The organism is Pseudomonas sp. KNUC1026 (genome assembly GCF_021650705.1).
Taxonomy (GTDB): Bacteria; Pseudomonadota; Gammaproteobacteria; order Pseudomonadales; family Pseudomonadaceae; genus Aquipseudomonas.
Genome location: NZ_CP087138.1, coordinates 1,052,236 through 1,074,481, shown reverse-complemented (window position 1 = coordinate 1,074,481; position 22,246 = coordinate 1,052,236). Strand labels below are relative to the sequence as shown.

General features: G+C 64.4%; 10 protein-coding genes and 6 pseudogenes. 12 read left to right on the top strand and 4 right to left on the bottom strand.

What is annotated here, in order from left to right; genetic code table 11:
• Positions 1-103: 103 nt before the first annotated feature.
• Positions 104-637, top strand: a complete 534-nt coding sequence (locus tag LN139_RS04715; RefSeq protein WP_236358985.1) for a gluconate 2-dehydrogenase subunit 3 family protein — start codon at positions 104-106, stop codon at positions 635-637.
• A gap of 74 nt (positions 638-711) precedes the next feature.
• Entirely contained in the window at positions 712-2,082 is a 1,371-nt protein-coding gene (ppnN, locus tag LN139_RS04710; protein WP_236358984.1) for a nucleotide 5'-monophosphate nucleosidase PpnN, read from the top strand.
• A 181-nt stretch (positions 2,083-2,263) separates the two neighbouring features.
• On the opposite strand, the pseudogene LN139_RS04705 reads toward ppnN, so the two are convergent.
• Positions 2,264-3,203 (bottom strand): annotated as a pseudogene (locus tag LN139_RS04705) (LysR family transcriptional regulator).
• Between the two features lie 96 nt (positions 3,204-3,299).
• On the opposite strand from LN139_RS04705, the pseudogene LN139_RS04700 reads away from it, so the two are divergent.
• The 4 genes and pseudogenes from LN139_RS04700 (at position 3,300) to LN139_RS04685 (ending at position 9,024) form a co-directional block, all read left to right on the top strand.
• A pseudogene (locus LN139_RS04700) lies at positions 3,300-4,530 on the top strand (MFS transporter).
• A gap of 44 nt (positions 4,531-4,574) precedes the next feature.
• Positions 4,575-7,691 (top strand): transglycosylase domain-containing protein, encoded by a 3,117-nt coding sequence (locus LN139_RS04695; RefSeq protein ID WP_442964380.1) that lies wholly within the window; start codon positions 4,575-4,577, stop codon positions 7,689-7,691.
• A gap of 44 nt (positions 7,692-7,735) precedes the next feature.
• Entirely contained in the window at positions 7,736-8,251 is a 516-nt protein-coding gene (locus tag LN139_RS04690) for a PadR family transcriptional regulator (RefSeq protein WP_236358983.1), read from the top strand.
• A 4-nt stretch (positions 8,252-8,255) separates the two neighbouring features.
• A pseudogene (locus tag LN139_RS04685) lies at positions 8,256-9,024 on the top strand (siderophore-interacting protein).
• On the opposite strand, the gene LN139_RS04680 reads toward LN139_RS04685, so the two are convergent.
• Positions 8,988-9,638 (bottom strand): Pr6Pr family membrane protein, encoded by a 651-nt coding sequence (locus LN139_RS04680; RefSeq protein ID WP_329611011.1) that lies wholly within the window; start codon positions 9,636-9,638, stop codon positions 8,988-8,990. The pseudogene LN139_RS04685 and the gene LN139_RS04680 overlap by 37 nt on opposite strands.
• A 216-nt stretch (positions 9,639-9,854) precedes the next feature.
• On the opposite strand from LN139_RS04680, the pseudogene LN139_RS04675 reads away from it, so the two are divergent.
• Positions 9,855-11,845, top strand: a pseudogene (locus LN139_RS04675) (TonB-dependent receptor).
• A gap of 276 nt (positions 11,846-12,121) precedes the next feature.
• A pseudogene (locus tag LN139_RS04670) lies at positions 12,122-14,526 on the top strand (glucose/quinate/shikimate family membrane-bound PQQ-dependent dehydrogenase).
• 163 nt (positions 14,527-14,689) lie between these two features.
• Here LN139_RS04670 and pyrF read toward each other — a convergent pair.
• The gene (gene pyrF / locus LN139_RS04665) at positions 14,690-15,388 is read right to left on the bottom strand and encodes an orotidine-5'-phosphate decarboxylase (protein ID WP_236358982.1); all 699 of its coding nucleotides are present in this window, start codon (positions 15,386-15,388) and stop codon (positions 14,690-14,692) included.
• Between the two features lie 412 nt (positions 15,389-15,800).
• Between pyrF and LN139_RS04660 the strand changes: the two genes are divergently transcribed.
• The 3 genes and pseudogenes from LN139_RS04660 to LN139_RS04650 all read left to right on the top strand — a co-directional run bounded on the left by LN139_RS04660 (position 15,801) and on the right by LN139_RS04650 (position 17,970).
• Positions 15,801-16,340: a PAAR domain-containing protein gene (locus LN139_RS04660; RefSeq protein ID WP_236358981.1), complete on the top strand. Its 540-nt coding sequence runs from the start codon at positions 15,801-15,803 to the stop codon at positions 16,338-16,340.
• Positions 16,331-17,253: pseudogene (locus tag LN139_RS04655) on the top strand (DUF6402 family protein). The gene LN139_RS04660 and the pseudogene LN139_RS04655 overlap by 10 nt, the downstream one beginning before the upstream one ends.
• 549 nt (positions 17,254-17,802) lie before the next feature.
• Positions 17,803-17,970 carry a DUF2897 family protein gene (locus LN139_RS04650; RefSeq protein ID WP_097084815.1) on the top strand — a complete coding sequence of 56 codons (168 nt, stop codon included), beginning with the start codon at positions 17,803-17,805 and terminating at the stop codon, positions 17,968-17,970.
• 381 nt (positions 17,971-18,351) lie between these two features.
• Here the strand turns inward: LN139_RS04650 and LN139_RS04645 are convergent, their stop codons facing one another.
• Positions 18,352-19,401 (bottom strand): MBL fold metallo-hydrolase, encoded by a 1,050-nt coding sequence (locus tag LN139_RS04645; RefSeq protein ID WP_236360267.1) that lies wholly within the window; start codon positions 19,399-19,401, stop codon positions 18,352-18,354.
• 243 nt (positions 19,402-19,644) lie between these two features.
• Here LN139_RS04645 and LN139_RS04640 point away from each other — a divergent pair, with 243 nt between their 5' ends.
• Positions 19,645-22,233: a putative bifunctional diguanylate cyclase/phosphodiesterase gene (locus LN139_RS04640; RefSeq protein WP_236358980.1), complete on the top strand. Its 2,589-nt coding sequence runs from the start codon at positions 19,645-19,647 to the stop codon at positions 22,231-22,233.
• Positions 22,234-22,246: the final 13 nt, after the last annotated feature.

The window sequence follows — 22,246 nt, the reverse complement described above, 5'->3', positions numbered from 1 at the left end:
ATGTGCCGATGCCCTGAAAATCTCTGCCTCATCAAGAAACCTATGAGCTGCAGGCGGGGTCTAGTGAAACAGTCCCTTAACGCCATGCAGCTCGAGGTTTTCCATGGCCGCCGAACACGCTTTGCACTTCGTCGAGCCTGGCCCTCCGCCCCCGGTCCCCTTGCTCGAGCCTTCGGCCACGCTGTGCCGTGGGCCGCGGTTCTTCGACGAGCGCCAGCACCGCACCCTCGAAGCCTTGTGCAATCGTGTATTACCCCAACCCTCTTCTCGCCAGGCCGTGCCCTTGGCGGCATTGCTGGATGCGCGCTGCTTCGCGGGGCTGGACACCGCCGACGCCGAACTCGGCACGCCGCGAGACTGCTGGCGTACAGCCCTGGCGGCGATCGAAGCCGAGGCGCAGGCCCGCCACGGACGCAGCTTCAGCGACCTGCGCGGTGGTGAGCAGGACGCGCTGCTCGGCGCCATGCGCCAGGGCCAGCTCAACCATGCGGCCTGGCAGGGTTTGAGCTGCCAGCGGTTCTTCGCCGTGCGGCTGCTGCGCGATATTTCCACCGCCTATTACAGCCACCCTGCCGCCTGGCCTTCCTCTGGCCTGATCGGCTCATTTGCATTCACTGCGCAACCGCGCCAAGAATAGCCACAGGCGCCAGCGACTGGCCGGCGCCGTTGGGCCGCCGTAGCCTGCGGCTGCCCGCTGACAAGGATTCGAGCATGTCTGAACGCAATGTGATCAATGCACAGGTCAGCCCCAAGGGCAGCCTGGAGGTGCTTTCGCACCGTGAAGTGCAGCAACTGAGCGAAGCCGGTTCCGGCCGCATGTATCAACTGTTCCGCCAGTGCGCCCTGGCCATTCTCAACACCGGCGCCCATGTCGATAACGCCAAGACCATTCTGGATGCGTACCGTGACTTCGAAGTGCGCATTCACCAGCAAGACCGCGGCGTGCGCCTGGAGCTGCTCAACGCTCCGGCCGACGCTTTCGTCGACGGCGAAATGATCGCCTCCACCCGCGAAATGCTCTTCAGCGCCCTGCGCGACATCGTTTACACCGAAAACGAGCTGGGCAATACCGCCTTCGACCTGGAAACTTCCAGCGGCATCACCGACTACGTCTTCCACCTGCTGCGCAACGCGCGCACTCTGCGCGCCGGCGTGGAGCCGAAAATCGTGGTGTGCTGGGGCGGCCACTCGATCAACACCGAGGAATACAAGTACACCAAGAAGGTCGGCCACGAGCTGGGCCTGCGCAAGCTGGACATCTGCACCGGCTGCGGCCCGGGCGTAATGAAGGGCCCGATGAAGGGCGCGACCATCGCCCACGCCAAGCAGCGCAGCAACGGCGGGCGCTACCTGGGCCTGACCGAGCCGGGCATCATCGCCGCCGAAGCGCCGAACCCGATCGTCAACGAGCTGGTGATCCTGCCGGACATCGAAAAGCGCCTGGAAGCCTTCGTGCGGGTGGGCCACGGCATCATCATCTTCCCGGGCGGCGCCGGCACGGCCGAGGAGTTCCTCTACCTGCTGGGCATCCTGATGCACCCGGAGAACCACGAGCTGCCGTTGCCGGTGATCCTCACCGGCCCGGCCAGTGCTGCGGCCTACCTGGAGCAGCTCGATGCGTTTGTGGTTGCGACGCTGGGGGAAGCTGCGCGCAAGCATTACCAGATCATCATCGACAACCCTTCCGACGTGGCGCGGCAGATGGCCGAAGGGCTGCAAGCGGTCAAGCGGTACCGCCGCGAGAAGGCCGATGCGTTCCACTTCAACTGGCTGTTGAAGATCGACGGGCCTTTCCAGCACCCGTTCGACCCGACCCACGCGAACATGAAGGCGCTGGCGCTGCACAGGGGCTTGCCTCCGCACGAACTGGCCGCCAACCTGCGCCGGGCGTTTTCCGGGATCGTTGCCGGCAACGTGAAGGACAAGGGTATCCGCATGATCGAGGAGCACGGGCCGTATGAGATCCATGGCGACCGCGAGATCATGGAGCCGCTGGACAAGCTGCTGCAGGCGTTCGTGGAGCAGCACCGGATGAAACTGCCGGGTGGGGCGGCTTATGAGCCTTGCTATCGGGTGATCTGAGGCTAATGCGTCGCGCAGCAAGCTGCCCTCCCACGAGTTGATCTGCGCCTCTCATCGAATGAGATGTGTTTTTACTCGGTGGGAGGCCGGCTTGCCGGGCGACACCCTCCCACTGATACGTCGCGCGGCTAGCCGCCCTCCCACGGTTTGATCTGCGCCTCTCATCAAGTGAGATATTTTTTTACTTAGTGGGAGGCCGGCTTGCCGGGCGACGTGCAATGGGCGACGAGCAACTCAAATGCTCGACGAGAAAGTCCACGAACACCCGCACCCGCGCCGGCATCGCCGCACCGCCGACGAACACCACGTTGATCGGCTCCCGGTCCCCGGGGTTATAGGCCTCCAGCAGCGCCACCAACTCCCCCCGCTCAATCTCCTCCACCACCGAAAACGCCCCTGACCCGCGCGATGCCGGCCCCCATGCGCGCAAGGTGAGCCAGCGCCTCGCCGTTGCTGCACTCGATGCTGCCGTTGACCTTCAATGACACCACTTCACCCCCACGAAGAAAGGGCCAGTCGGGGTTGGCACGGCGGAAGTTGAAACGCAGGCAGTTATGGCGGGCGAGGTCTTCGGGCACCTGCGGCGTGCCATGCCGGGCGAGATAGGCAGGCGCGGCCACCACAACTTGCCCGGTTTCACCCACACAGCGCGCAGTCAGCGGGCTGTCGGGCAAGTCGCCGAAGCGCACCGCCACGTCGGCCTGGCCGGCGAGAATGTCCACCACCTCATCGCTCAGGGTCACATCGACCCGCACGTGCGGGTAGCGCTCGCTGAACGCCGCCACCAGCGGCAGCAGTGTGATACGGCCGTGGGCAAGTGACGCGCTGACACGCAAGCGGCCACTGGGGACGCCTTTGTCGGCGATGGCCTGCTCCACCTCGGCCAGGTCCGCGAGGATGCGCCGTGCGCCGCGCAGGTAGGTCTGGCCCTCGCTGGTGAGCGTAAGCGCACGAGTAGTGCGCAGCAGCAGGCGCGTGCCCATGCGTTGCTCGCAGCGGCTGATCACCCGGCTGACTGCCGAGGGCGTCAGGCCCAACGTGCGAGCGGCGGCCGACAGGCTGCCTTGCTCCACCACGCACACGAACACCTCCATCTCACCCGACCGCCCAGCCACGTCCATCTATGCCTCCAACGCAAAGGTGCTTGCCAGATCTCGGGCTACCGCCCTCGCCAGTGCGATCGTAACCTTTTGCGCACAGATAAGGAGCTTTTTCCCATGCGTATCAATCCTCCACTGGTGGCCTTGGCCATCGGCGCCTTCGGCATCGGCGTCACCGAATTCGCCCCGATGGGCATGCTCCCCGGCATCGCTGCCGACCTGGGCGTGTCGATTCCCAGCGCCGGGCTGTTGATCAGCGCCTACGCCTTGGGTGTGCCGATCGGCGCGCCCTTGATGACCCTGGCGACCACCCGGGTGCCGCGGCGCTATTCGCTGATCGGGCTGATGGCGATCTTCACCCTGGGCAACCTGCTGGCCGCCCTGGCCACCGATTACCAGAGCCTGCTGCTGGCACGGTGGTCACCTCGCTCAACCACGGCGCGTTCTTCGGCGTGGGCTCGGTGGTGGCGGCCAACGTGGTGGCACCGGAGAAGCGCGCAGGCGCGGTGGCGGCGATGTTCATGGGGCTGACCATCGCCACCATCGGCGGCGTGCCGTTGGCCACCTGGTTTGGCGAGCTGTTCGGCTGGCGCGCGGCGTTCTGGGGCATCGCCGGGCTGGGCGCGGTCGCGATCACCGCCTTGTGGCTGGCGCTGCCGCAAGTGCCGTTGCCCAAAAGCGACGGCGTGCTCGCCGAGATCCGCGTACTCGCCGCGGCCCGGTGCTGGCCGCACTGGCACTGACGGTTGTAGGCTCAAGCGCGATGTTCACCGTGTTCACCTACATCGCGCCGATCCTGCGCGGTGAAACCCACGCCTCCACGGCCTTCGTGACTGCGATGCTGGTGCTGTTCGGTGTGGGGCTGACGCTGGGTAATGTCTGGGGTGGCAAGGCGGCCGACCGTTCAGTGGACCGTACGCTGATCGCCTCGTTGGGCGCGCTGATCGTGACGTTGCTGGCCTTCACCGTGCTGATGCGCTGGCCGCTGCCAGCGGCGTTCGCCATCCTGGCCTGGGGCGTGGCCAGCTTCGCGCTGGTGCCGCCGTTGCAGATGCGGGTGATGGAGGCAGCGCACGACGCACCGAACCTGGCCTCGGCCGTCAACATCGGCGCCTTCAACTTCGGCAATGCGATCGGCGCAGCCTTGGGTGGCTGGGTGATCGACGCAGGGCTGGGTTATCCGGCGGTGTCGTTGGCGGGTGCGGGCATGGCTGCGCTGGGGCTGCTGATGGTGCTGGCATTCGCCTGGCGTGGCCGGGGCGGCGAACCGCGCCGCGACCGCGCAATGCCTATGAAACAGCCGGCGGTCGCACTTCCAGACCGCTCGGCAGGCCAGGCGGCATCCTGAACCTGGCCTAAGCTCTAACCCATGACACCGCTGTTGGAGTGATCATGGGCGTACTGTGGAACACCCCGCCAGGTAAACCTGCCCAAGCGCGACACACTGCGCAGGCAGAGCCATCGCCGCCCCGCCCTCGCCGCAGGCGGCATCGCTGGAGGCTATTGGGCCTGGCCCTGGTGCTCGGCGTGCTGGCTGCAGGCTACGCCGCTCGTGAAGAAATGCGTACCTCGCGCTGGCAGGCCAAAGCGCTCGCAGGCTTTGCCACCCAACTCACCTGGGCAGTCGAGCCAGGCCCGAGCGAGGCGATGGTCTACCCCGGCGGTGGCCCCTTCGACGAGCGGCTGGGCTACAGCCACCTGGGGGACTACCTCGCCCGCCTGCGCTCGCACCACTTTCTGGTAACCGAACAGGCGCGCTTTTCACCGGAACTCAAGCGCTACGCCGAGCGCGACCTGTTCGTGCCCTATGCCGAAAAGCCCCAGGCCGGCTTGCACATCAGCGACTGCCGCGCCGCTACCGTCTACGACTTCCAGTACCCCCTGCAGTTGTACAAGCGCTTCGAGGACATCCCGCCGATGGTGGTGGCCAGCCTCTTGTTCATCGAAGACCGCCACCTGCTCGACGCCCAGCAGCCCACCCTTAACCCTGCCGTCGACTGGCCGCGTTTCGCCAAGGCGGCCTGGTCGCAGGTGGCCAGGCTTGCGGGCCTGCCCGGCCAGTCGGCTGGCGGCAGCACCTTGGCCACACAGCTGGAGAAGTATCGCCATTCGGCAGGCGGGCTCACCGATTCGGGCCCTGAAAAGCTGCGGCAGATGTTCTCCGCCAGCGTGCGCGCCTACCAGGGCGGCGAGCAAACCCTGCAAGCCCGGCAGAACATCCTGCGCGACTACCTCAACAGCGTGCCGCTGTCGGCCGTGCCGGGCCACGGTGAGGTCCACGGCCTGGCCGAGGGCCTGCGCGTGTGGTACGGCGCCGATTTCGACCAGGCCAATCGCATCCTGGCCAGCACCGGCGATGACGCCCGCACCCTCGCCGCTCGCGGCCTGGCGCTGCGCCAGGTGCTGTCGCTGATGATCGCGCAGCGGCGGCCGTCGCACTTCCTGAGCCGCGGCCATGAGGAGCTTGATCGGCTCACCGACTCGCACATCCGCCTGCTCGCCGGCCACGGGGTGATCAGCCAGGCGCAGGCCGACGATGCACTGCAGAGCCGGCTGCGCTGGCGCGACTGGGCCAAGGAGCCCACCTGGGAGCCCTACGCCCGCGACAAGGGCGGCATCGTCACGCGCGGGCGCCTGGCCGGCTTGCTCGGCACCTCGCTGTACGACCTCGACCGGCTCGACCTCAGCGCGACCACCACGCTGGACAACGGCCTGCAAAACCAGGCCACCCAGTACCTCAAACAACTGGCCGACCCTGCCTTTGCTCAACAGACCGGGCTGATCGGCGACAGCCTGCTGACCCCGGCCAGCACCGGCGAGGTGAAGTACAGCTTCACCCTCTTCGAAAACAGCGGCGGCGCTGCCCGCGTGAGAGTGCAGACCGACAGCACCGACCAGCCCTTCGACATCAACGAAGGCAGCAAGCTGGAGCTGGGCTCCACCGCCAAGCTGCGGGTGATGGCCAGCTACCTGCAGATCATCGACGAGCTGCACCAGCGCTACAGCGGCAAAACACCTGCCGAACTGCGCCGCATCGATCAAGGCATCGACCCGCAAGACAGGCTCAGCCACTGGGCCCTCGACTACCTGGCACGTAACCCGGGCGCTGCACTGGCACCGATGGTCGACGCGGCGCTGGAGCGCACCTACTCGGCCAACCCCGGCGAGCGTTTCTTCACTGGCGGTGGCATCCATGTGTTCGGCAATTTCCGCCGCCAGGACAACAACCGCACGCCGACCCTCAAGGATGCGCTGCGCGAGTCGATCAACCTGCCGTTCATTCGCCTGATGCGCGACATCGTGCGCTACACCACCTACCAGGCGCCGGGCGACCGCGCCGCGCTGCTCAAGGACGACAACGACCCACGGCGGCAGGAGTACCTGGCGCGCTTCGCCGACCGCGAGGGCACCGAGTACCTGCGCAGGTTCTGGCGCAAATACGACGGCAAGCCCAGCGACCAGCGCCTGGAGACCTTCCTCGACAGCCTCAACCCGACGCCGGTGCGGCTGGCGGCGGTGTATCGCTATCTGTTCCCGCAGGCACTCCGGGCGCAGTTCGATGCCTTCGTCCGCCAGCATTGGCAGGGCAATGCCCTGGCAGACAAGCGCCTGGAGCAGATGTACGAGCAATACGGCCCGGGCGCCTACAACTTGCCCGACCAGGGCTACATCGCCCGTGTGCATCCGCTGGACCTGTGGCTGCTCGGCTACCTGCTCCAGCACCCCGACGCCAGCCTCGGGCAGGCCATCGGCGCCAGTGAACAGGAGCGCCAGGAGGTGTATGGATGGCTGTTCAACAGCAAGCACCGCAGTGCCCGCGACAGCCGCATCCGCACCATGCTCGAGATCGAGGCCTTCACCGACATCCACCAGCGCTGGCAGCAGCTGGGCTACCCGTTCGACCATCTGGTGCCGTCGCTGGCCACCGCCATCGGCAGCTCCGGTGATCGCCCGGCAGCACTGGCAGAGCTGATCGGCATCCTGCTCAACGACGGCGTGCGTTTGCCCACGGTGCGCATCGACCAACTGCATTTCGCCCAGGGCACGCCTTACGAAGTGGTGGCCCAGGCCGACAGCGGCCGCGGTGAGCGGGTGATGCCTGTGGAGGTGGCGCAAGCGCTGCGTAATGCGCTGGGCGCGGTAGTGGCAGACGGTACCGCGCGGCGGGTGGCCAACGTGTTCACCCAGGCCGATGGCTCGCCGATGACCATGGGCGGCAAGACCGGCACCGGCGACAACCGTATCGAAAGCTTCGGCAGCGGTGGCAGGCTGGTTGGCTCGCGGGCGGTCAACCGCACCGGCACCTTCGTGTTCTATCTGGGCGACCGCTACTTCGGCACCCTCACCGCGTTCGTGCCGGGCAAGGCCTCGGCGAACTTCCGCTTCACTTCGGCGCTGCCGGTGCAGGTGCTCAAGGGCATGGCGCCGATCCTGCAACCCTGGCTGAACGCCAAGGGCTGCGCTGCGCCTGCCGGCGCCCGACAAGCGGGCTTGCCGAATATTCGATAGCATCTTGAAGGTGTATCTCAAATGCCCCAGAGAGAAGACCTCCGATGAGAGACCATCATCATCCACCCGGCCGCGAACGTGGCGGCCGCGGCCACCGCGTTTTCGCCCCCGGCGACCTGAAAGTGCTGCTGCTTGACTTGCTCAGTGCCGAGCCCTGCCATGGCTACGACCTGATCCGCAGGATCGAAGCGATGTTCGACGGGCGCTACAGCCCGAGCCCCGGGGTCATCTACCCCACCCTGACCTTCCTCGAAGAAAGCGATCTGATCGCCTCCGGCAGCGATGGCGCGAAGAAGCGCTATCAGCTCACAGAGGTCGGCCGTGCCGATCTCGCCGACCAGCATGTGGCCTTGCAAGGCGCCCGCGAGCGGATCGACGTGAGCCGCCACGCCCTGCGCGGCCACGATCGCCCGCAGGAGATCCATGAGGCGGTGCACAACCTGCGCCACGCGCTGCAACTGCATCATGGGCGCTGGACGCACGAAGAGATCGTGCGCGTGCGCGACCTGCTCAATGCCACTGCCCGCGCCGTCGCCGGCGGCCCCGCTCTGGAGGAATGAACCTGTGACCCAAGCCATTCACCGCGTAATGCACGAAATCAAACGCCGCCGCCTCGAAGTACTCCGGGTGACCGAACTGACCCCACGCATGCGCCGCATCACCCTGGGCGGCGAACAACTGGCCGGCTTCTACAGCCCCGGCGCCGATGATCACATCAAACTGTTCTTCGCCCGCGATGCGGCTGAAGAAGCGGCCCTGGCTCAACTGCTGGCGGGCAGCGACGGCGGCGCGAACAAGCCGGCCATGCGCGATTACACACCTCGGCGTATCGACCTGGAACGCAGCGAGCTGGACATCGACTTCGTGATACACGGCGACGGCCCCGCCTCGACCTGGGCCGAACATGCCCAACCAGGCGATCACCTGCATATCGCCGGCCCTCGCGGCTCGTTGATCGTGCCGGACATCTTCGACAGCTACCTGCTGATCGGCGATGAAACCGCGCTGCCCGCCATCGCCCGGCGCCTGGAGGCATTGCCGGCCCGATCGCGAAGCCTTGGTGGTGGTGCAAGTGGAGGACGACGCCGAACGCCAGCCGCTGCGCAGCGCAGCGAGCTTGCAGGTGGTGTGGGCGCAGCGCCACGAGGCAGACCTGTTGCAGGTGGTGCGCGAACTGCAACTGCCGGCGGGCGAGCTGTGGGCTTGGGTGGCTACGGAAAAGGGCCTTTCACGCCAGCTGAAGGCGTTGTTGCTGGGCCACCACGGCGTGCCCGAAGCGAACGTGAAGGCCGCCGGCTATTGGCGCGCTGAAGGCACGCCCGAGGACGAGTGACGGTCCACCGCCCAGAGCGCGGCACCGATGGCCAGAAAGCCCGCCAGGATCATCAGCGCGTTTGCCAGCACGCGCGGGTAACCGAGCGCGCTGACGTCAACGAAGGGATACGGCCAGGTGCCGATTACGCTGCCGCGCAGCAACGTGAAGGCGAAATACGCCGCCGGGTACAGCGCCCACAGCGGCAGGTGCCACGCGCGCAAGTGCCCACGCGGCACTCGCCACCACCAGAACGCCAGGCACACCAGCGGCATCACATCGTGCAGCAACTCGTTGGCCAGCCACTGCCAACCTTGCGGCTGCCACAGGCTGCGCAGCAATAGGCTGTAGGCAATGCCCACCAGCAGCAGGCTGCAGGTAATGCCACCGACCACCGCCGGCCGCTGAAAGAACCGCGCGGTGGCGGTCGCCGGCGGGCTTGCGGCTGCGGTCAAGGCTGCGGCGGCAAACGTGTTGGAAAGCACCGTGAAATAGCTGAAGAAATTCACCACCCCGCCCAGCAGGCTTGCCTGCACCTGGTAGCGCACCGCCAGCACCAGGTACAGCTGCAACGCCAGCGCGAACCAGCCTGTAGCTGCCAATGCTGCGATCAACGATCGCCCTTTCATGCTCATCCCACAGCTGCCAGAAGTGAGCGCAGGTTACCTGCTGCCATCATGAAAAGCTTCTGGGGCGCGGCGTGCCGCAGTATTCGCGCACGTGAAAAATCCTGCAAAAGAATGTAAATGTTATGTTATAACGCATGAAACCGATCTCCCGCTTTCTCATTCAAGGACTGTCTTCATGTTCGCCGCCCCTCCCCCTGGCGCCTCGCTCCGCTTCCGCTCGCCCTGTTGCTGGCTCATTCCGCTTACGCTGCCGACAGCACCGTCGAACTGCCCACGCAGGTAATCACTGCCAACCCGTTGGGCAGCCAGCAGATCGCCGCCCCCAGCAGCGTGCTCGAAGGCGACGAATTGACCTTTCAGCAAAAAGGCAGCCTGGGTGAAACCCTGAAGAACCAGCCCGGCGTGTCATCGAGCTATTTCGGCCCGGGCGCCAGCCGGCCCATCATTCGCGGCCTGGACGGCGACCGCATCCGCCTGCTGCAAAACGGCATCGGCGCGCTGGATGCCTCCAGCCTGTCCTACGACCATGCCGTGCCGCAGGACCCGGTCACCGTCGACCGCGTCGAGATCGTCCGCGGCCCGGCTGCGCTTCTGTACGGCGGCAGTGCCATCGGCGGGGTCATCAACACCTTCGACAACCGCATCCCCACCGAGCCTGTCGACGGCGTGCACGGTGCCGGTGAACTGCGCTACGGCGGTGCCGACACCACCCGCAGCAGCGCCGGCAAACTCGAAGCCGGCGACGGCACCTTCGCCCTGCACCTGGACGCCAACAGCCGGCAATTCAACGACCTGCGCATCCCCGGCTACGCTCACAGCGCAAGCCAGCGAGCCGGTGAAAGCAGCGATGACGACGGCGGCAAGCACCGCCTGCAAAACAGCGACGGGCGCCAGGACGGCGGCGCCGTGGGTGGCTCGTATACCTGGGATGACGGTTACGCGGGCCTGTCGTACAGCAACTACGACAGCAACTATGGCTCCCCGCCGAAAGCGACGTGCGCATCCGCATGCAGCAGGAGCATTACGCCTTTGCCTCGGAAATCCGCAACCTGCAAGGCCCCTTCAGCGAGCTGAAGCTCGACGCCGGCTACACCGACTACAACCACCGCGAGATCGAAGGCGGCGAAACCGGCACCACGTTCAAGAACAAAGGTTACGAAGCCCGCCTGCAAGCGCGCCACCAGCCCATCGGCCCGGTCGAAGGCGTCGTCGGCGTGCAGCTCAATCGCAGCGAATTTCAGGCGCTCGGTGAAGAAGCCTTCGTGCCGAAGACCGACACCGACGCGGCGGCGCTGTTTTTCCTGGAACAACTCCAGCCCACGGACCGCCTCGAACTGAGCCTGGGCGGGCGCCTGGAACACACCACCGTCGACCCCGACGCGGGCGGCAACGAGCGCTTCGAAGCCGCCGACCGCTCGGCCAGCTTCACCGCAGGCAGCCTCTCCGCCGGCGCCGTCTACACCCTTGACCCGGTGTGGAAGCTGGCGGCCAACCTCAGCTACACCGAGCGTGCGCCCACGTTCTACGAGCTGTACGCCAACGGCGCGCACGTGGCCACCGGCACCTACGAGGTGGGGGACGCGGGCCTGTCGAAGGAAAAAGCCACTTCCGCCGACCTTGCGCTGCGCTTCGACAACGGCGACCACAAAGGCAGCGTGGGCGTGTTCTACAGCCACTTCTCCAACTACATCGGCCTGCTCGGCACTGGCCGGCTGCTGGACGACGACGGCGTGGAAGACCCCGCCGGCATCCCCGAGTACACCTATTCCGGCGTGCGGGCGCGCTTCGCCGGGATCGAGGCACAGGACCGCTGGACCTTCCTGCGCAACCCCTATGGCACCTGGGCACTGGAAGTCTCCGGCGACTACACCCGCGCCAAGAACCTCGACACCGGCGAGCCGCTGCCACGCATCGCGCCGCTGCGCTTGAATACTGCCCTGGCCTGGAACCGCGGCCCGTGGCAGGCGCGGCTGGACGTGGAGCATGCCACCTCCCAGCACCGCGTGCCGGACAACGAAACCCGTACCGACGGCTACACCACGCTGGGTGCCAGCGTCGGCTACCACTTCGATATCGGCAAAAGCCAATGGCTGGCGTTCGTCAATGGCGAGAACCTCACCAACCAGACAGTGCGCTATGCCAGTTCCATCTTGCGCGATATCGCGCCGGCCCCCGGCCGCAGCGTCGAAGTTGGCCTGAGCACTCGTTTCTAGGCCCTGCGCGCCGGCCTGCGCGGCAGGCCGCGGCATTTAGCCACCTTGCATTATTGCGGCGGCGGAGAAATACCCTTGCCAATCAATGGCTTGGTCCGGTGCTCTGAGGACGTTATCCTTAGTCGGTTAAAAAGCTGAAACATTTCAGCTTGAAAAGAACGGTTTCAGCAACATTCTGCGACGAACTATTCCGCCGCAGAGCAACCTCAGCAATGGGTTGTAAGAATTTTCTGAATTCCACGTTCAAATCCTGTTACCTACTCGACGGAGAACTCTATGAGCACTGCAAGTGCCCCAGCCCGCCGGCGCCTCCTGCCGGCCGTGCTCGGCGTGCTGTTCCTGCTGATGGGCCTGATTCTGGTGGTAGGCGGCGTCACGCTGCTGAAAACCGATGGCTCCCTTTATTACCTGATCGCAGGCCTGGGCATCGTGCTAACCGGCATCCTGCTGATCGCAGGCAAACGTTCGGCACTGGCGGTCTACGCCCTGGTGCTGTTCGGCAGCACCCTGTGGTCGCTGTGGGAAGTGGGCTTGGCCTGGTGGCCTTTGGCGCCACGCCTGGCGCTGTGGTTCGCACTGGGTATCGTGCTGCTGCTGCCGTGGTTCCGCCTGCCGCTCACCCGCGGCCTGCCCTATCGCCTGGGCACCGGCGGCCTCGGTTTTGCTGTGGTGCTGGCCGGCCTGTGCGCACTGGGCAGCCAGTTCACCGCCGACCCCAACGAAATCAAAGGCCAACTCGAGCGCCAGAGTGCCGGTACTGCCAGCGCCGCGCCCGCACAGCCTGATGGCGATTGGCAGTCGTACGGCCGCACCGCCTTCGGTGACCGCTACTCGCCGCTCAACCAGATCAACACCAGCAACGTCAGCGAGCTGAAGCCGGCCTGGACCTTCCGCACCGGCGACATCCCCGGCCCTAACGATCCGGGCGAGACGACTGCGGAGAACACCCCGTTGAAGGTCAACGGCATGCTCTACGTGTGCACCCCGCACAGCCAGGTAATTGCCCTTGATCCGGACACGGGCAAGGAAATCTGGCGCTTCGACCCGAAGATCAGCACCCAGGGTGCCGAGAACTTCAAAGGCTGGGCGCACATGACCTGCCGCGGTGTGGCTTATCACGACGATGCCGCCTACACCCAGGCCAGCAGCACCGAACAAGCCAGCCCTGCGCCGGCATCGGCCTGCCCCAAGCGCATCTTCGTGCCCACCGCCGACACCCGCCTGATCGCCCTGAACGCCGACACCGGCAAGCAGTGTGAAGACTTCGGCGACAAAGGCTCGGTGAACCTGGGCGCCAACATCGGCACCTTCGCCCCGGGCGGCTACTACTCCACCTCGCCACCTGCCGTGACCCAGAACCTGGTGATCATCGGCGGCCACGTCACCGATAACGTCTCCACCGACGAGCCTTCGGGCGTGGTGCGTGCCTACGACGTGCACGACGGCCACCTGGTGTGGAACTGGGACAGCGGCAACCCCGAGAAAACCACGCCCATCCAGCCGGGTGATCACTACACCCGCAACTCGCCGAACATGTGGTCGATGATGGCCGTGGACGAGAAGGCTGGCATGGTTTACCTGCCCATGGGCAACCAGATGCCCGATCAGTGGGGCGGCAACCGCACACCTGAATCGGAAAATACAGCGCTGGCGTCACCGCGCTGGACATCGCTACCGGCCAGGTGCGCTGGACCTTCCAGTTCACCCACCACGACCTGTGGGACATGGACGTGGGCGGCCAGCCAAGCCTGATCGACATCAAGACCGCCGACGGCATCAAGCCGGCGCTGATGGCCTCGACCAAGCAAGGCAGCATCTATGTGCTGGACCGCACCACTGGCCAGCCGATCGTGCCGATCACCGAAACGCCGGTGCCGCAGGGCGCGGTCGAAGGTGACCACACCTCGCCGACCCAGCCGATGTCTGCGCTGAACTTCATGCCTAAAACGCTTGAAGAGAAAGATATGTGGGGTGTCACCCCGTTCGACCAGATGCTGTGCCGCATCGACTTCCGCTCCATGCGCTACGAGGGCATCTACACGCCGCCGTCGCTGCAAGGCTCGCTGGTGTACCCGGGCAACTTCGGGGTGTTCGACTGGGGCGGCATTTCGGTCGACCCGGTTCGCCAGATTGCTTTCGTGAACCCGGACTACATGGCGTTCAAGTCCAGGCTGGTACCGCGTGAAGCCGTCGAAGGCGGCCCGGCGCGCAAAAGCGAAACCGAAGGCGTGCAGCCGAACAAGGGCGCACCTTACGGCGTGATCCTGGAACCGTTCCTGTCCAAGGCCGGCCTGCCCTGCCAGGCACCTGCATGGGGCTACGTGGCCGCGGTCGACCTGACCACCCACAAGACCCTGTGGAAGCACAAGAACGGCACCGTGCGTGACAGCTCGCCGGTTCCGATTCCGCTGGGCATGGGCGTGCCCAGCCTGGGCGGCACCTTCGTCACCGCCGGTGGTGTGGGCTTCCTGAGCGGCACATTGGATCAGTACCTGCGTGCTTACGACATGAGCAACGGCAAGCAACTGTGGGAAGGCCGCCTGCCAGCAGGCGCACAGACCACACCCATGACCTACACCGGCAAGGATGGCCGGCAGTACGTGCTGGTGGTGGCCGGCGGGCATGGCTCGCTGGGCACTCGCCAGGGCGACTACGTGATGGCGTTCGCGCTGCCGCAATAAAGCGGCTCGTGAAACGCGAAAGCCACCTTCAGGGGTGGCTTTCGCGTATCTGGGGCATGGGTTTTATCGGCCTGCCCGTCGCCCGGCTAGCCGGCCTCCCACGAGGGCTAACGGACGCCGTGCCACGGACGAGGTGCGGTGGCTTACACCGGCACCTGCAAAATCAGGAAAGCGAAGCCACCACCTCACGCAAGGCCAAAGCCGGATCGGCCGCCTGGCTGATCGGCCGGCCGATCACCAGGTAGTCGGACCCGGCATCCAGCGCCTGGCGCGGGGTCAGGATACGGCGTTGGTCATCCTGGGCACTGCCCGCCGGCCGAATGCCGGGAGTCACCAACTGCAGCGACGGCTGCGCCGCCTTCAGCGCCGGGGCTTCGAGCGCCGAGCACACCAGCCCGTCCATGCCTGCCTTCTGCGCCAGTGCCGCCAGGCGCAGCACCTGCTCCTGCGGGTCGACGTCAAGGCCGATGCCCGCCAGGTCTTCACGCTCCATGCTGGTCAGCACGGTCACGCCGATCAACAGCGGGTTCGGCCCAGTGCGTTGCTCAAGCACTTCGCGGCACGCAGCCATCATCCGCAGGCCACCGGAGCAATGCACATTGACCATCCACACGCCCATCTCGGCAGCGGCGCGCACGGCCATGGCGGTGGTGTTGGGAATGTCGTGGAATTTCAGGTCCAGGAACACCTCGAAGCCACGCGCATTGAGCGTTTCGACGATGCCGGCAGCGCTGCTGGTGAACAGCTCCTTGCCCACCTTCACCCGGCACAGCGCCGGGTCGAGGCGATCGGCCAGCGCCAGGGCGGCTTCACGGGTGGAATAGTCCAGGGCGACGATCACGGGCGTCTGGCAGGTGGGCATGGCAACAACTCTCTTCAAGGGGGCGGGCTCTTAAACGGCGGGCATTGTAGCGGAATTGGTGCCACCTGGCTGTGCCTGATCCGGGTGGCCCTAGGTGGCAGGCATGTCGCTTGTCGGCTGTCGAGCCGTTTGCAGCCATTCCATCGAAACCGCTCTGACGGTCACGGAAAGTCAGCCATGGTGTGAAATTCAATAAATCCGGCGCCTTGCTGTGCAATCAACGCCACTCAAGCGGGCAAATTCTTTACTTTCGGACCTCTCCTACTTATTTGAAGAAGGGATAGGTTCATCCTGTTCGAAGAACCCAGTCTTTATTCAGCATTGCAAGGAGCCGGGAAAACTCTCATCCAAAAGCGCTTGTGCTTTCCCCACCCCCTCTTAATTCATTCCTCAAAGTGCGGATCAGTTTCATATGGCGACGGGCTATTTCATACATCAGGGTGACCGAACTACGTGCGGCGGTACGGTGCTGGAAGGTGAAACACGGTTCAGGGGCTATGGCATCCCTCGGGCTCGCGAGGGTGATCGGGTGACTTGTGGAAAAGGCGGACACATATACTCAATTGCTGGAGGTCTTCGAAACTTCATGCTATGGGGCCGATTGGCCGCAGGCTCGCTTGACAGCGTGAGTACTTGTCCTTGCCAGGCTCAGCTGATTCCATCTCATTCAAGCTTTCGCTATATCAAAGAAACGATCGACTTTCCTTCATCGCCTGGCGTATCAGTCTGGAATACCCCGCCAATGTTCGGCGTGCGCTTCCAGATCGTAGGTACTGACCACTATCCTATCAAGGCGCTTTATTACGCCCTGGTAAAAAAGGGCCTGTGCATCCGGTGCGGAGTATTGGATGGCCAAGGTTTTAGCGATATAGAGGCCGGTGAGACCGACAGCCCTATCGAGATCGCTGTAAGTGCCCCGTCGCCCTCCCTGGAGTCAATACAATGTCCTTGAACGGTTTTGAACAGACCGATGCCATCGGTCCAAATGCTGTATTTATTTTACCGCAGGAAAAATCTGGTACTTCCTCCTCTACCAATACATCCACCCAAAAAGTTGTAGTTCGGCAGCTCGCCGTCTCTCAGCTGCCATCCGCAATGTGCAATATGGGATGGGCCACCGCTGCAGCGTTGATGCAAAGATGGTTCGACAAGCAAGCATGGCAAATGCCGGAAGCTGGAAGGATGCTACGTCCCAGCCGAGGCCCGCGACCCTGCAACCAGATCAGTGCGACCAGATGATAGTAAAAATGGCATGGGCAATGAAATTCCAGCGCTGCCGCGAGGCTATTGCAATCGCAGAGTCTCGAGTCGCAACCCCCAACGCTACAAGGCAGTTACTCTCTTGCCTGGCCCGTGCAGGCTGGCAACGGGCAGGTATATTTCAGCTAGGTTCGACGCAGATGACTGCCTTGGAACTGGACGGTCTATCTCAGATCAACTACGCCATATTTGGCGACACGTTTGATGTATTGGATGACATGTATGGCGCGCTGGGAAAGGCGACCATGAAATTGGCCGTCGTGGGCCAGGCGATAACAACCTATGAAGCCTCAGGAGAGCCCCTCCACCATCGATTTCATGCACAACAACTTGGCTTCTATATCCGAGACCACTATGACTTCAATGGGCAGCAGTACCTAGGCACCTGGACTTCAGAAAGAGTCCTCACCAAGTTAGAAAGCGTAAAGGCCCTGACGCCCCACGGATACGTCATTCTCCGTCTTCGCAGTGGCCCTTTAGCTGTAGTCACTAACGCCGACTTTCGACACTACCGTGAACAGACAGGTAAAGGCGGAGATTTTGTCATCTACTCCGACGTGCTTTGGAAAAACATCGATCTATGGATCGAGTTGGGTCCCGCATGAGAGTACTTCTCATCGGTATCACTGCTATCGCGTTGGGCAGTGTCGTATGTGCCAACCTTTGGTTGGCATCCATCAAGTGGGAACGGTCGCTCGCCAAGCCTTTGAGAGCAGCCTATCTGAGCCCGGGGGGCTGTTATCGAGTGGAAGTCCTCAAGCCTTTCTGGCTGCTCCCCGAGATTTTTCAGGTTCAGCATGATCCTCAACCCCCAGGCCGGGTTCGATGGCTTCAGTCGTGGGGATATCCGGGTTTCTATCGGCTATACGACCAGCGTAGCGGCCAATTGCTTGGACAAAGCGGGATCTATGATTTGCAATATGACGGCGGTGCACTTCATTGGGGGAGTAAAGGCACGCCGAAGGTATTCGCAGGCGCAGTATACATTGGCCCGAATGCCGCCGATTGTGTAGGTGACCGGCCACAGTATCTTCAATAACTCAGTCACCCCGCTTGCCACCCTATCCCACACCGCTACCTGCGCTCGTTTTGACGTCGGGGAACTGAGAGCTGGCTAGATTGCTCGAACATGTCATCACTCTGGAGATTTCCCCATGCCCTGGTACGCCTGGTTGATCCTGATCCTTGCCCTGGGTTCTATCGTGGGCGGCCTGCTGCTGCTGCGCGAGAGCGCCAGCAAGCTGCCGCTGACCGAAGAACAGCTCAAGCGTGTGCACGAGCGCAACGCCGAAATGGATGCCAAAGAAGCGCGCGACCGCTGAATTCTTATTCAGAAAAACGCTGCGCCAGCTTGTGGATAAGCTGGGGGATCGTGCGGGAGGCCCCGCAGCACGGGGCCTCTAGAGATATGGTCATTTTTTAACCAAACTGCCACAAAAATGACTCTACCGTGACGGCATCGGGCTACTCCTCTGATTTGCCTGCACTTTATCCCGTCTTTCGCTGCATGAGCCTGTGCATAACCTGGGGGCTTGCCCTGCCAGCCCACGTGGGCCAAGGCTTGCAGAGAATTGCTCAATAAATGACCAGGCCCTGCAGGTTTACGCACAGCAAAGATGTACATGCCTGTGGAAAACCTCGGGAAGACTGGCTACAGCCCTTGCGGCCTAGGGCCTACAGAGATATGGCTGTTTTTTGACCAGTCAGCCTCGGCCACGCCCATCTACCCTCGACCACCACGCCGTGCCTACCGCTGAGGTCGGGATACTGACGCGCTCACCCATTTGCGGTGTCGCCAGTGCCACGTTCGCCGCCGCCGCTAACGCCTCGATCCGCTCGAAGGGCTCTTGCCAGGGGTGGTTGGACAGGTCGAACGTACCGTTGTGGATTGGCATCATGCAGCGGCCGCGCACATCAAGGTGCGCTTGCAGGCTTTGCTCCGGGTGCATGTGGACGGCGGGCCAGTCACGGTTGTAGGCGCCGGTTTCCATCAGCGTCAGGTCGAAGGGGCCATAGCGTTCGCCGATGCGCTTGAAGCCCTCGAAATAGCCCGAGTCACCACTGAAGAACAGCCGCCAATCCGGCGTGATGATCACCCAAGATGCCCAAAGCGTCGCATTGCTGTCGAACATGCCGCGCCCGGAGAAGTGCTGCCCGGGCGTCGCCGCGAAGCGGATGCCATCGATCTCGGTTTCCTGCCACCAGTCGAGCTGGCGCACCTTGGCCGCAGGCACGCCCCACTTCACCAGGGTGTCGCCCACACCCAGCGGGGCGAGGAACCATTGCGCACGTGTCGCCAGGTGGGCAATGACGGCATGGTCCAGGTGGTCGTAATGGTTATGGGACAGGATCACCGCCTTGATCGGTGGCAGCGCCTCCAGAGCGATAGGCGGCTGATGGAAACGCCGCGGCCCGGCCCACTGCACGGGTGACGCCCGCTCGCCGAACACCGGATCGGTCAGGTAGAACTCGCCGCGCGCCTTGATCAGCACCGTGGAGTGGCCCAGGCGCCACAGGCTGTTGTCCGGCGCCTGCTCCAGTTGCTCGCGGCCGAGCGGCTGCAACGGGATCGGAGCGGTTGGGCGCGTATGGGCGGGTTTACGCAGCACAAGATATTTGAAACCGATGCGCAGCTTGTCGAGCACCCCGTCCTTGGGCTGCACGGCCTGGTTGCGGTAGCGCCCCGCTTCGAACGGCGCCGGGGATAACGGCGCGGCGGCAGCCTGCGGGTCGGGTTTGAGCGTGGAAGTCATCGGCACGGTTTCTCTGGCAAGGGCGGATTCGTCCGACAGACATGGCCACAGCCAGCCAGATTTTCAAGCCGTGGCAATGCGATGGCCAATCCGGCACAACGTAAACCCGGCGCTCAAGATAGGCGGCCGCGACATTTCGGTTTTCATTTTTGCTATACATTTTGCTACAAAGAAGACTAACAGTCGGGCACTCGTTCCCTAGGCGGCCGATACCCCATGACGACAGCGGGGACTGGCACACCCATGCAAAGCATTTCCCCCACACCGGCGGCCTTCGGCCACCTGAGGCGGACACGCCGATTCCTGGCGTTGATCGGCGCGCTGTTCGCCGCCGCGTTCCTGATCGCTGCGTTCGCACTCTGGGGCATTGCCCAGGGGCTCGACCGCGAGCAGGCGCGGCAGAGCCGGCAAACCGCGCGCCAGGCATTGGAAGCCCGCGCGGCGACCCACCGGGATATCGCCCTGAGCTATGCGGCGCGGGCAGAGCTGTACCCGCAATGGGGTGGCCAGCCGGAGACTGCCGGCGCCAAGGCCAGCGACCCTGGGCAAACGCTCTGGGCTCAGCAGCGCTTCGACGCTGTGCTGGTGCTGGCCGACCATCACCCGCTCTACACCCTTTACCAGGGCCAACCCAGCGAGCTGAGCCTTGCCGACCTGACAGGCCTCTCCCAGGCCGACGTGCTGGCCGCTGCGCGCCAGGCCTTGCCCCTGCACGCCGCCATCTCCCGCTATACCCTGCTCAACGGCGCCCCCGCGCTGCTGACCGCCGCAGCGATCCCACCCCTGAGCGAAGAGGGTGAAACATCAACGCCAGTGCTGGTGTTGATCGATACCCTCGGCCCTGACGAACTGCTCGAGCTGGGCCGCCAGGCCGGCCTGGGCCAGATGCGTACCACCGCCGACACAGCGGCTGTGCCCCGCGTAGACTTGCCCGGCACCGCCCTCAAGCTCACCTGGCAATCTCCCAGCCCCGGCGCCCACCTGCTCTGGACGCTGCTGCCGAGCATGCTCGCCATCGCAGCGGTGCTGGCGCTGCTGCTGAGCTATTGCTTCCGTTTCGCCTTGCGGGCCCTGCGCCAGATCGACAACAACCTGCGCTCGCTGCGCAAGAGCAGCGATGCGCTGGAGGCCAGCGAGGAGCGCTTCCGCGCCGTTGCCGAGGCGACATCCGACTGGATCTGGGAGACCGACCAACGTAGCCGGGTCACCTACCTCTCCGGCCGCTTCGCAGCCGTCACCGGCTTCACCGGCCAGGAATGGCTGGGCCACCCGCTCGAGCAGTTGCTGACCTGCGACACCACGCCGATCGGCCCGTGGCTTGCCACCTTGCCCGAGACCCAGGCGAGCCTGTCAAACCTGCGCTGCAGCTACCGCGACAACCGCGGCGAGCAGCGCTATTGCCGGGTATCGGCCCGGCCCATCCTGATCAAGGGCCAACTCATCGGCTTTCGAGGCACCGCCACCGACATCACCGAGGAAGTGGCCGCCCACGCGCGCATCCAGCACCTGTCACTGCACGACGCCCTCACCGGCCTGCCCAACCGCCACCTGCTGGCGCGCTACCTGGACGACAGCCTGGCCACCACCCAGCCCGTGCTGCCACTGACCCTGCTGGTGATCAACCTGCGCGGCTTCAAGGCCATCAACGACAGCTTCGGCCACGGCGCTGGTGACAGCGTGCTACTGGAAACCGCCCACCGCCTGCGTGACAGCACCCGCGAGATGGACCTGGTGGCGCGACTGGGCGGTGATGAGTTCGCACTGGTGCTCAACCACCTGCACCACCTTGCGGAAATCGACCGCTTCTGCGAGCGGCTGATCGAGCGCCTGCAACTGCCGGTGCATTACCAGACTCAGCTGCTGGAAGTCAGTGCCTGTATCGGCATAGCGCAGGGCAGTGGCGAAGGCGGAGACGGCCAGGAGCTGCTGCGCTGCGCCGACATCGCCTTGTTCCAGGCCCGTGCCGATGGCACCCGGCCGTGGCGGCATTACGCCGAGCAGATGGGCGAGCAGATCCAGCACCGCCGCCAGCTCGAACAGGAATTGCGCCTGGCGCTGCGCCAGGAAGAATTCGTGCTGCACTACCAGCCGCGTTACCAGATCGAGCCGTTGCACATTGCCTCGGTCGAGGCGCTGGTGCGCTGGAACCACCCGGTCGAGGGCCTGCTGGGCCCGGACCTGTTCATCGGGCTGGCCGAGCAGACCGACCTGATCGTGCCGTTGGGCCGCTGGGTGCTGCGCCAGGCGTGCGAAACCGCCCTGCATTGGCCCGAGTCGGTGATGGTGTCGGTGAACCTCTCTCCGGCGCAGTTCATCCGCAGCGACGTGGTCGCCGACATCCACCAGATCCTGTTGCAGACCGGCTTCCCGGCCTCGCGGCTGGAGCTTGAGATCACCGAGAACGTGATGCTGGGCGACATCGACAACGCCCTTTCTACCCTGCAGGCACTCAAGGAGCTGGGGGTGCGCCTGAACATGGATGACTTCGGCACCGGCTATTCCTCGCTGGGCTACCTGCGCACCTACCCGTTCGACAGCATCAAGATCGACAAGCGGTTCATTGCAACCTTGGGCCATCACGGGTCAGCGAGCGACCGGGCGGTGGTGCAAGCCATCATCAATCTGGCACGTGCGATGGGCCTGAAGGTGACCGCTGAAGGGGTGGAGACCGAGCAACAATTGGCTACGCTGGCAAAAGACCAGTGCAACGAAGTGCAGGGCTTCTACCTGAGTAGGCCCATCGACGCCGAGGCGCTCGCCCTGCTGCTGGAGGAGCAGCAAATGGCCATGGTTTCGCCTGCAACCGCTACACTCAAGCGGCCTGAGGCGTGAAAGTTCCGGGGCC